This is a genomic window from Winogradskyella eckloniae (assembly GCF_013249045.1).
GTDB lineage: Bacteria > Bacteroidota > Bacteroidia > Flavobacteriales > Flavobacteriaceae > Winogradskyella > Winogradskyella eckloniae.
In genome coordinates this window covers 498317-510276 of record NZ_JABRWP010000003.1, presented here as the reverse complement: position 1 = coordinate 510276, position 11960 = coordinate 498317, and the positions used below count along the sequence as shown (strand labels likewise).

Annotated in this window: 10 protein-coding genes and 2 tRNA genes; 7 read left to right on the top strand and 5 right to left on the bottom strand. The window is 33.9% G+C overall.

The genetic code is table 11. From position 1 onward, the window contains the following. Positions 1-114 precede the first annotated feature (114 nt). Entirely contained in the window at positions 115-417 is a 303-nt protein-coding gene (locus HNV08_RS07665) for a hypothetical protein (protein ID WP_173280577.1), read from the bottom strand. Next, positions 405-1916, bottom strand: a complete 1512-nt coding sequence (locus tag HNV08_RS07660) for a hypothetical protein (RefSeq protein ID WP_173280576.1) — start codon at positions 1914-1916, stop codon at positions 405-407. The genes HNV08_RS07665 and HNV08_RS07660 overlap by 13 nt, the downstream gene beginning before the upstream one ends. Positions 1917-2267: 351 nt before the next feature. Here HNV08_RS07660 and HNV08_RS07655 point away from each other — a divergent pair, with 351 nt between their 5' ends. Beyond that, positions 2268-2807, top strand: coding sequence for a hypothetical protein (locus HNV08_RS07655; RefSeq protein WP_173280575.1), 540 nt, complete (start codon positions 2268-2270; stop codon positions 2805-2807). A gap of 53 nt (positions 2808-2860) precedes the next feature. After that, positions 2861-3544 (top strand): hypothetical protein, encoded by a 684-nt coding sequence (locus HNV08_RS07650; RefSeq protein WP_173280574.1) that lies wholly within the window; start codon positions 2861-2863, stop codon positions 3542-3544. Between the two features lie 222 nt (positions 3545-3766). On the opposite strand, the gene HNV08_RS07645 is transcribed toward HNV08_RS07650, so the two are convergent. Next, a tRNA-Ser gene (locus tag HNV08_RS07645) sits at positions 3767-3851 on the bottom strand. A 219-nt stretch (positions 3852-4070) separates the two neighbouring features. Between HNV08_RS07645 and HNV08_RS07640 the strand changes: the two genes are divergently transcribed. The 3 genes from HNV08_RS07640 to HNV08_RS07630 all read left to right on the top strand — a co-directional run bounded on the left by HNV08_RS07640 (position 4071) and on the right by HNV08_RS07630 (position 7238). Next, positions 4071-4403, top strand: coding sequence for a hypothetical protein (locus HNV08_RS07640; protein WP_173280573.1), 333 nt, complete (start codon positions 4071-4073; stop codon positions 4401-4403). Between the two features lie 176 nt (positions 4404-4579). Continuing rightward, positions 4580-5611, top strand: a complete 1032-nt coding sequence (locus HNV08_RS07635; RefSeq protein WP_173280572.1) for a M28 family metallopeptidase — start codon at positions 4580-4582, stop codon at positions 5609-5611. Between the two features lie 49 nt (positions 5612-5660). Continuing rightward, complete coding sequence (locus tag HNV08_RS07630) at positions 5661-7238, top strand: M28 family peptidase (RefSeq protein ID WP_173280571.1); 1578 nt, start codon at positions 5661-5663, stop codon at positions 7236-7238. A gap of 111 nt (positions 7239-7349) precedes the next feature. Here HNV08_RS07630 and HNV08_RS07625 read toward each other — a convergent pair. Then, positions 7350-7425, bottom strand: a tRNA-His gene (locus HNV08_RS07625). A 59-nt stretch (positions 7426-7484) separates the two neighbouring features. Further along, on the bottom strand, positions 7485-8207 hold the full coding sequence (gene bshB1 / locus HNV08_RS07620; RefSeq protein ID WP_173280570.1) for a bacillithiol biosynthesis deacetylase BshB1: 723 nt from the start codon (positions 8205-8207) through the stop codon (positions 7485-7487). Between the two features lie 222 nt (positions 8208-8429). Here bshB1 and HNV08_RS07615 point away from each other — a divergent pair, with 222 nt between their 5' ends. Then, the gene (locus HNV08_RS07615; RefSeq protein ID WP_173280569.1) at positions 8430-10268 is read left to right on the top strand and encodes an SLC13 family permease; all 1839 of its coding nucleotides are present in this window, start codon (positions 8430-8432) and stop codon (positions 10266-10268) included. Positions 10269-10319: 51 nt separating this feature from the next. Beyond that, on the top strand, positions 10320-11930 hold the full coding sequence (pckA, locus tag HNV08_RS07610) for a phosphoenolpyruvate carboxykinase (ATP) (protein WP_394353394.1): 1611 nt from the start codon (positions 10320-10322) through the stop codon (positions 11928-11930). Positions 11931-11960: the final 30 nt, after the last annotated feature.

Here is an 11960-nt window from a genome sequence, read left to right as displayed (position 1 = left end):
AAACGCACATAGATTATCTGTGGGTTGGCTGTGTTGGTATAATTTCCAACATTGATTATTGGATCGTCTCCCGTTTCTGCATCGGCCGCACTCACATGGTAAGTCAATGAAACCTCAGATGGATTCTAATAACTCTGTAGCTTGAATAGAACCACCACTTTGTATTGCGTCTGTTACATTTAAATATTCTAAAATAATAACATCGCTTGTTGCCACAAAATCAAACCAAACATCATTAGTATTATTAGATGACGCACCACAAGTATTAGGATCTCCTGTAGATTCTGTTGCACCTGCATTACTTGCACTTGTTACTAACGTACAAGAATCGTCTGTGTTAACCGATAAACTAATAGGAGCACTACACTCATCGTTAGTTGGAGGACAATAAAAGTATGAAGCGTCTAATAAAAACAAGTACCGTCTTGCTCATTAGTTAAGGTAAAGTTTACTGTAGTTCCACTTGCGTAAGGACCAGCTGTTACCACACCAGTTGAAGAAATTCCTGAAATATCAGCACTTGTTGCATCATCATCAGTTAAAACTAAAGACGTAGCGCTTCCTAAATAAGAAATATCAACATCTACAGTAAACTGTCCATTAGCGCAATCTGCAACAGGTGTTAAACTTCCAATTGTAGGATTAATACAACTGTTCTCTGTTATTATTAAATCGTATGTATACGTTCTTGTGCTTCCTGAGTTACTCAATACCACAAAATAGGTGTTTCCAGCAAGTAACACTATTTCTGTTAAACTTCTAGTATCTCCAGAAAATGTACCTACATAAGCAATACATTCAGTAGCGACATCAGGACAACCATTGACTACATGAATACTTGCACCATTATTAGATATATTAGATACATCAATATTAATAGACATATCAGTAGCTGGTGTAATTTCATAAAATACATCCTTTCCGTTCATGTATGAATTACTACATGGACTTGCATCGATGTTATCTTCATAATTATCGGTATCACCACCTGACTCTAAATACGGAAATGAAGTGACTACAATTGGGCTACTACATGTTGCTCCTGGAAGTGGCGCAGAACGTGTTGTAAACGTTTCTTCTACACAACCTGTTGCACTTCCTATCCCATTAAATGGCACTATGTTTACAAAATATTGTGTTTCATAAGCTAAACCAGCTAAAACATAACTTGCTTCTGTTGTTGTTGCTGCATTGACTACATCAGTACCTCCAGATGTTGTACCTACAGACACTGTATATCCTGTTGGTAAACCTGTCGCTGCTTCCCAAGCCATAGTCATATCAACGTCTGCATCAGTTGCACCAGCTACTGGTGTTGTTAAAGCTACATCACAGTTTGGTACTGTAGAAGCAACCTGATTTAAAGAAACATTATCAATACTTACCCATAAAGCAAAGTTTGAAATATTAACTGCTGTTACCACAAAACGAGCTTGAAAATCACTACCATTAGCTATAGGGCCAATATTAACACTTGCCATAGAACAATCTGATGTGCTCGTGTACGTAAAATTAGAATCATCTATAGTGATAATATTATTCCAATTTGTGCCATCTGTTGTATATTCTAAAACAACTGAACCCCAATCTGTTGCTGGAGCAACAAAACTAGCTGGAGGAAATTGACTCACTTGTTCTAATACATTTAATGAAAAACTAACCGAAAGATCTGTTCCGTTAGAAATTGCAGTATAATTTTCAGTAGTCAGAGTTTCTTGACCTGCACTCGTAAAACCAGTTCCTATAGATTTAGTAGAACCATCACATGGAAAATTCGAAGACGCTCCAAAATTAGTTTCTGTCCAACCAGTAGGAACAGCATTATTTGCCAAGTCATCGAAATCCTCATTGACTTCAATTTGAGCAAATGATACAATGCTAAACAGCATCATACAATAAAATGTAATTTTTTTCATAGGGTATGGATTAATTAATTAGAAATAAACTTTAAACACCTAATATATAATAAGTAATACTTTAATAAAAGGACTTATGTTTGGTATTTACGGAAATTTGAAAGTGAAAAAACAGGCCAAAAACCCTGTAAATCAACCAATTAAAACAATTCATAACACAAACTACAATATGTTCTCTAAAATTTAGAAAATTGTAAGATTCCTTAAAAATTAATCTAAAAATTTTAAAATATATTTCGAAACAAATCCAAATTACGTTTTAAAATCTAAAAAAAATAACGGTTTTCAGGGAGTTTTACCATTTAAGATTGCCATAAGTTTGTACCAAGATTAATGCATCATATTTAATTTATGAAAACAAAACTTATCAACTGTCTTATTATATTTATTATCATTCAATCTTGTGGCTTTAATACTTCTCCAGAAGACTATTTTGATACTACAACGTTAAACACCAATTTATTAACCAATTTTGGCTCTAAAGATTTTGAACATTTCAACAATTTAAAACTTCAAAATGGACTATACACTGAAAATGAAGAAGGCGAATGGGTAGCTCAAAATAAATTGGTGCCTCATTTACAGACTTATGTGATTCCTTCTTTGGAAAAAAAGATTAAAGAAATAAAAGACTTAAGACCTACAGCCAGCACAGAAGCCATGATTAACGCCTCTCTTCTACTTCATGAATTCACTTTAGAAAAATATCAACTTGACTATCTACATATTGCACAGCTTATAGATAACCAAACAAATAGCAAGGTTATAACTGCAGCAATCTTTAATTTAGAACATAGCCATGCTGAAAAATTTTGGGAATTACACAAGAAATTAACGGATGTTGCATTACCTTATGCCAAAGCAAATAACATTGAAGTAACGCGTTATTAAATACACTAAGCCAATTACATCTTAGATGTATTTCAGTTATTAATCTCTAAAAAATGCAGAATATCTCCAAAACCATACTAAATCTAACCTCAAAAAAGTTAGCAACATACCTCATAATTTACCCTTTAATTATTGCGTTAATACATATTGTTTTAATACTAGTATTACAATCAAATGCTATTCAATCTGAACACTTAAATGGAACCCTATTGTTATCAACCTACATCTTTACAGGACTCTATGTTATCATTGCGACAATTTGGTTATTATGGCTACGAGCAACAACACAATCTGTAGATACACCTCTATTAGGATTACGATTAAAATGGTTTAAAATTGCTTTTGGTCTTTTTGTATTTTACTTAGTTTATAATTTGTGCTACAACTTCCTTATCAATTTTATCAATTCTTATAATGCGGATTATACTTGGCTATTATATGCTTCAATAGAAATAATAAACAGTATTGGTCTCTTAATACTTTATCCTACTATCTGTCATTATTCTGCAAGAGCAATCTATGCCAAAAAACACGCTCGTAAAACCACATGGATTAATGCTTTACCATATACTTTACTTTTAATCTTTTTACCAATAAGTATTCCTGTTTTTCAGAATCATTTCAGCCCTATTAAAACAGAGCAAAAGACTTTAGTTAAACTATACGTTTTAGGCTTCATTTTAATCGCAATACTCTTTATCGTAGGATTTATAGCTGCTATTTCTGGATTAATTTAATATATATGGTAAGATCAGATCACTAGTCTATGTCGCACCAATAGAAGAAAAGACTACAAGGAAAGGACCAGACTACTAAAAAAATAGCACTGATCTCATCTGAAAACATTAGTGCGAAAACTGAACAGTTTTGTCATTCTTTATTTTGAAGTTTTGAGCCAAATAAAAAGTCCCATAAACATAATGTTTATAGGACTTTCCTTGATTTTCAACAAATCTCTGCGGAGAGTAAGGGATTCGAACCCCTGGAGGTGTGACCCTCAACAGTTTTCAAGACTGCCGCATTCGACCACTCTGCCAACTCTCCTTTAGCGGCTGCAAATATAATAGGCTTTTTGTTCTAGACAAATATTTTTTACTAGTTTTTTTAAAAAAAATGGAATTATTATTTCGAATAGAATAAAATTGTAATCTTTTGCACATCGTTTATGCGTTCGGCATAATAAATGTTGACTAAATTCTTAAATTTACCAATCTAAATATGAGAAGGTATTAAAAAATATAGATCGCTATAAATAAGATAAATATGAAAAAAGTAATCATCGCCATCGGAATAATCACTGCCATCATAGCCACTATTTTAGCAGCTTCAAAATTTTACAATTTATCTGTGGCACCTACCATCATCGCTTTTTTATGTGGTATTTCAATTTTATTTTTATCGAAAAAAGATAAAACAAAGACCAAATCGATTCAATATATATTTCTTTTAGCCATTATTTCACTTTCCCTCACGATTTATAAAGGGGTAACCCATCCAATACAGAGCGAAGACACAAATCAAACAGATGGAAACAACGTAGAGGACACCAATAGTAAAGCAACAATAGGCGAAAACACTAAGGAAGCTATTAATTGAAAACATCATATCAAAAAAAATAAAATTTTGATTTTTTTGAGATACGTATTTCAACCAAATTATATTACTTTTACTACAACTATTTTAATGTATAAAACTTGCTGTTTTAACAGTTAAATTCGAGGGGAATTACATATTTTTTAGCAGCACAATCTTTTAATAAACTCTAAGGAAACATGAAAGTACTTGTGGCCTCTGCACTTATTCTTGTTGGTTCTTGCGCAACAATAAGACATAGCGAAAAGATAGACAATCTAAAAAAGAGCATTTCTTTTAAGGACAATACAACGGTAAATACTTATTTAAGCACCATAAAACAAACGGATTTAAAAAAGCACCTAGTAGAAATATCTTCCGATAAATATCAAGGTAGAATGACAGGGGAAGAAGGTCATAATCAAGTTTGCGACTACATAAGACGTCAGTATAAAACACTAAACGTGTTACCTCCAGAAACGCACCCTAATTATTACCAAATAGTCCCTAAGACGGCACTACCTAATGACCTTAAAGATTCGCAAAACATTATTGCTTACATAGAAGGTTCAGAATTTCCAGACGAATATGTGTTTATTGCAGCACATTCTGATCATGAAGGTGTAAAAAATGGCGACATATATAATGGCGCAGATGATAACGGTTCTGGTACGGCTGCTGTCCTGGAAATGGCGGAAGCATTTAGTATGGCAGCAAAAGACGGTTACAGACCTAAACGCAGCATAGTATTTTTACATGTCACTGCAGAAGAAGTGGGCTTGCATGGTTCTAGATATTACACAGAACACCCTATTTTCCCATTAGAAAATACCGTTGCCACATTAAATATTGATATGATTGGCCGTGTAGACGATAGGCATTTAAATGATGAAAACTACGTTTACCTCATCGGTTCTAACAAAATGAGTACCGAATTAGACTTTATTGCTCAAAAGGCCAATTCTGATTTTACACAGCTTAATTTAGACTATAAGTACAATTCAGATAATGACCCAAATCAGTACTATTATAGATCAGACCATTACAATTTTGCTCTAAAAGGCATACCTGTGATTTTCTTTTTTAACGGTGAGCACGAAGATTATACCAAGCCAACAGATACTGAGGATAAAATTAATTATCCACTTTTAGAAAAACGTGCCAAATTGATTTTTGCTACAGCCTGGTATCTCGCCAATTCACCCACCCGATTATCTGTTGAGATTATTTAAATGAAACGTAGGCATTTTTTTATAATGCTTAAATAAACAAATTCACTATATGAAAAAGATACTCCTACTAAGTTGCAGCACATTGTTATTATTAGCATGTGGCAGCTCCTCAAAAAACAAATCGACCAACCCAAGTGAAAATGAACCTATTGTTGATCCTACAACTTATGCTTCAAGCATTACTTCAGAAGAATTAAAAACAATGCTTTACATCTATGCTTCTGATGAGTTTGAAGGTAGAGATACGGGTGAAAAAGGTCAGAAAATGGCAGTTGAATATTTAAAGGAACAGTACAAAGCAATGTCTATACCAACTCCTTTAGGTGGTGATGATTATTTTCAGGAAGTAGCTTTAGAAAAACAAAAGACCGCTGAGGCCAAGTTGTCTGTGAACGGAAAACTGTATCACAATTTTGCAGATCATATTGTATTAGCAGCATCTCAAAGCGCTACTATAAACGCAAATGAAATTGTTTATGTAGGTTATGGCATTGATGATGACAACTACTCCGATTACAACAATATAAATGTAACAGACAAAATAGTTGTAGCTAAAGCTGGTGAACCAAAAGATAGCATAGGTAATTTTATAACATCAGGTAAAACCGAAAAAACAAAATGGACCAATGGTCGACAATCAATATCTAGTAAAAGAGACGCTGCTAAAAAAAATGGTGCAAGAGCGCTTCTTTATATAGATAGTGATGCTTTCTCAAGATACGCACCATATCTTCAAAGGCAAGCAGAATCTGGCACAACAGGTCGTTTGTCTTTAAAAAGTGAAGCTGACAATATGGTAATGTTAATGATTAATGACAATTTAGGTAAGGTTTTATTAGCTTCAATTGCAGAATCATCTACACCACAACAACTTAACACAAACATTACTATTGAAGTTAATAATACCTCAGAATCAATTATATCCGAAAATGTAGTCGCGTTCATTAAAGGTTCTGAGAAACCAGATGAAATTCTTGTGATTTCTGCACATTTAGATCATGAAGGCATCAAAAACGGAAAAGTGTACAATGGTGCAGACGATGACGGCTCTGGCACTGTAGCGATGTTAGAAATCGCTGAAGCATTTAAAACAGCACAACAAAATGGTCACGGTCCTAAGAGATCTATATTATTTTTACATGTCACAGGAGAAGAAAAAGGCCTATTGGGCTCAAAATATTATGCCGATAACGACCCTATATTCCCTCTAGAAAATACGGTTGCAGATCTAAATATTGACATGATTGGCAGAACGGATCCTAAACGTACAATTGGGACTAGAAATTATATTTATTTAATTGGTAGCGATAAGTTAAGTACAGATTTACATACAATATCTGAAGATGTTAATTCCAAATACATAAATTTAGAATTAGATTATAAATTTAATGATGATAATGATCCAAATCGTTTTTACTACAGATCTGACCATTACAATTTTGCAAAGCACAATATTCCTGTCATTTTTTATTTTAATGGTACACATGATGATTATCATCAGCCTTCCGATACACCAGATAAAATAGAATATGATTTATTAGAAACGAGAACACGATTAATTTTTCATACAGCTTGGGAGATTGCCAATAGAGCAGATAGAATCATCGTTGATAAAGCCAAAAAATAATATTGAAAATAAAATAGTATAAAAAAGCCTTTCGAATGAACGAAAGGCTTTTTTTATAACAAAATAATTTCCACAAAAAAAGCTTCTCTTTTCAGAGAAGCTTTGTCTTTTGGGTGGAAGACCGGGTTCGAACCGGCGACTTTCGGTACCACAAACCGACGCTCTAACCAGCTGAGCTACAACCACCATTTTAAATTGGATTGCAAAGATAAATTAATTGTTATCTCTTGCAAATTCTTTTTTATATTATTTTAAATCAAATAACGATTCTACGGCAACATAACGCTCAACTGTATAGCCTTCAGCATGTTCCACACCGATTAATCGACCTAAATTCCTTGCTCTATAATTTATACTATCTGTAAAGTTTTTACTTGAAATAGGAGTTTCTGGCTCCTTACTTTGCGGATCAAAGAATTGGGTCTTATACGCTAAAACAGCAGCTTCTTTAGCATCCATATAACCTGTAACATCAACAACTACATCTGGTTCTAAATCTTTCCACTGAATATAATGGTAAATAGTTTTTGGTCGCCAAGGTTCTTGTTTTTGACCTTCTGCCTTATATACGGTCTCAATTTTTTTTAATCCACTTAGAAAACAAGCATCACTTACCAACTGACTTCCCTTAGGATGATCAATATGTCTATCATCTACGGCATTACAAATAATAATCTCAGGTCGATAATGACGAATCATTTTTATAAGTTCTATTTGATGGTCTTTATCATTAACAAAAAATCCGTCCGCAAAACACATATTTTCTCTAGTATGTACACCCAATATTTCAGCGGCATTGGCAGCTTCTTCATCACGTGTTTCTGCTGTACCTCTTGTACCTAATTCACCTCTTGTTAAGTCTATAATTCCAACTTTTTTGCCATTAGCGACTTCTTTTGCCAATGTTGCTCCGCAGCCTAATTCTACATCATCAGGATGTGCTCCTATGGCTAATATGTCTAATTTCATTCTTTTTTAGCTTTATCTGTAATTCAAAAATATCAAAAAGAAAATAGATTTCTCCTTTCTTTTCAATTCGTAATCGGTTTCGTTTATAATTAATCTCATTTTTTTAACCAAAAATTAAATAAAGTTGAAAAATATGCCATACCCACAAAGTATGACTTTAGTCATAAAAATTGGCTATTAATGATTCTACCTTTACACTATAACTAAAAAGTCAAAGTCCTTATGAGCTTAATGATAGCCATTTTAATTATCACAATTTCTCTTTTTGTTTGGGGAAAATTCACACCAGATATTATCGCACTAATTTCAATGCTAAGTTTATTCATTTTTGGCATTTTAGATTTAACAGAAACATTAAGTGGTTTTAGTAACCCAACTGTGATAATGATTGCTGCATTGTTTATCATTGGCGAAGGATTATCTCAAACGGGTTGGACAGCATTAGCCGGAGAAAAATTTATAAAACTCGCCGGAAAAAGCAAAATTAAACTCTTAATGATTACAACCTTAGGGTCTGGATTATTATCTGGTGTTGTTAGCAATACTGGTACTGTAGCAACACTAATGCCTGTTACTATTGCTTCAGCTTGGAGTATAGGAACTTTACCTTCAAAATTATTAATGCCTGTTGCATTTGGGTCTAATACAGGTGGTTTATTAACATTAACTGGTACACCTCCTAACATTATTGTAAACAATACAATGATAGAAAGTGGTTTAGAAGGGTTTTCTTTTTTTGAATTTGGACTTATAGGTTTACCATTACTCATATTAGCACTACTCTACTTTAGATTTATAGGTTATAGACTATTACCAAGTAACAAAACCAACAATAAGCCAATAAACATTAGTACTACCTTACACCAATGGATAGAAGCCTACAAAGTAGATGGCGAATATTATAGATTAAGAGTACGCTCTGTATCGCCTTTTTTAAATACCAAACTAGGCGATTGGGATTTTGAAAATAAACATGCCATTTCCATTTTACGCATAAAACGTAGACATCCTAGTCGATTAAAAGGAAATTCGCCTTACATAGAACTACCTACAAAGGATACAGAATTCCTCTATCACGATATTATTACCGTTAAGGGCTACACTGAAGCCATAAACGCCCTAATGATCACTTTTAGATTAGGTCTTTTACCATTAGATCCAATAGAAGATGAATTAAAAGAGAATCTTATAAATCAAGAAGTTGGAATGACGGAAGTACTCGTTACACCTCAATCTGCTTGGGTTGGCAAAAAAATTAAATCTAGTCATTTGTTTGAACGCTATAATGTACAATTAATGGCAGCGTCTAGAAACTCTAAGCCTTTAATAGGACCTGAAATAACGGTTAAAGCAGGCGATGCGTTTTTAATACGAGGCGAATGGAGCGCAATCGATGATCTAAAAAAACATTATGAACATTTAGTCATATGTGGTAGTCCTGAAGGTATGGCAAAAACAGTGACCAATCTTACAACTAAATCTTATATCGCTTTACTATCCTTAGTTCTAATGATTGTATTGTTAGTTTTTAAAATTGTGCCTGGTGCGATTGCTGCACTCATTGCTGCAGGTATAATTTTAATTACAGGATGTGTACCTATTTCAAAGGCATATAAAGGCATTAGTTGGATCAGTGTTATTATGATAGCAGCAATGATACCAATGGGTATTGCACTACAAAAAACGGGTACTGCAGCACTTATTGCCAATGGTTTAGTGCAAACACTCGGTAATCTAAACCCTGTTGTTTTACTTGCTGGCGTATTTCTTTTAACAGCCGCTTTTAGTCAAGTCATTAACAATTCTGCGACAGCAGTTCTCATGGCTCCCATTGTAATTATTGCAGCGAACACGCTTCATATCTCTGCAGCGCCATTTATGATTGTAGTTGCCATAAGTGCATCTACTGCATTTTTAACACCTGTAGGCACAACCACAAATGCTATGGTAATGACTGCTGGAGCCTACAAGTTTATGGACTATTTAAAAGTCGGTGCGCCACTACTCCTACTGTTCTTAATAACATCACTAATCTTAGTGCCATTAATTTGGCCATTTTAATAGTAATTCTAAAAACATTAAATCATGGAAACCTTATTAAACAAAGCAATTATGAAAACAAGAGACTTAACGAAGTATGGCATAAAAAACGCCATTGCAAAATGGAACTTAAGCCCAGAAGAGCTACAAGCCATTACTGTTGAAAAAGGCATGGGAAAAGAAACTAACAATGGCACATTAGCCATTAATACAGGTAAATTCACTGGTCGTTCTCCTCAAGATAGATTTATTGTAAAAGATAATTATACAAGTGATAAAGTATGGTGGGGAAAAACAAATAAAGCTATTACGCCAGAAAACTTTGATCATCTACAATCTGAAATTGTTAATTATTTAAGTGAAAAAGAAATCTACGTCAGAGATGCCTACGTTTGTGCAGATCCAGAATACAAAACTAATGTAAGAACAGTGACCGAATATCCTTGGTCTAACATGTTTACCTACAATATGTTTTTAAGATTAGACCCGTCTGAATTAGCCGACTTTCAAGAAGATTGGTTGGTATTATGCGCACCTGGTTATGTCGCACAAAACCCAAAGGCATATGGTCTAAGACAAGGCAATTTTTCTATCCTAAATTTTACAAAAAAAATAGCACTAGTTGGAGGTTCTGGCTATACAGGAGAAATTAAAAAAGGTATTTTTTCTTCTTTAAATTTTATTCTTCCTATAGAAAAAAACGTATTACCTATGCATTGTTCTGCTAATGTTGGTGAAGCTGGTGACACGGCAATTTTCTTTGGGTTATCTGGCACAGGTAAAACTACATTATCTGCAGACCCTTCACGAAAACTCATTGGCGATGATGAGCATGGTTGGACCGCAAAGAACACCATATTTAATTTTGAAGGTGGCTGCTATGCAAAAGTGATTGATCTTTCTGAAGAAAAGGAACCAGAAATATTTAGAGCTATAAAACCAGGTGCTATACTAGAAAATGTCATTTTTAAAGACAATGGAGAAGTTGACTATATGGATAGTAGTATTACGCAAAATACACGTGTTAGCTACCCTATTTATCATATCGATAATATCCAAAAACCATCGTATGCAGAACATCCCAAACATATTTTCTTCCTAACTGCTGATGCTTTTGGTGTATTACCTCCTGTTTCAAAATTAACACCTGGTCAAGCAGCATATCATTTTATTTCAGGTTATACGGCTAAAGTTGCTGGTACCGAAGCAGGAATCACTGAACCTGTCCCTTCATTTTCAGCTTGTTTTGGCGAGCCATTTATGCCTTTGCACCCAACCGTTTATGCAGAGATGTTAAGCAAAAAAATGCAAGATGCTGGTGTTAACGTCTGGCTCATTAATACAGGTTGGAGTGCTGGTCCTTACGGTATTGGCTCTCGTATAAAGTTAAAATATACTCGTGCTATGATTACTGCTATATTAAATGGAGCGCTAGACCAAGTGGACTTTGAGCAACACCCAATTTTTGGATTATTTATGCCTAAAACTTGTCCTAATGTTCCAAATGATTTATTAGATCCAATGCGTACTTGGGAAAACAAGAGTCAATACATCAGTAAATCAATTCAATTAGCACATTCATTCCATTTAAATTTTGAAAAATTTGCTAGTGAAGCGTCTGAACAAATTATTGAAGGTGGTCCATTAATTGACGAACACCATCATTTACATGATCACATATAATTCCATGATTGAAAAGAGCCCTTTACTGGG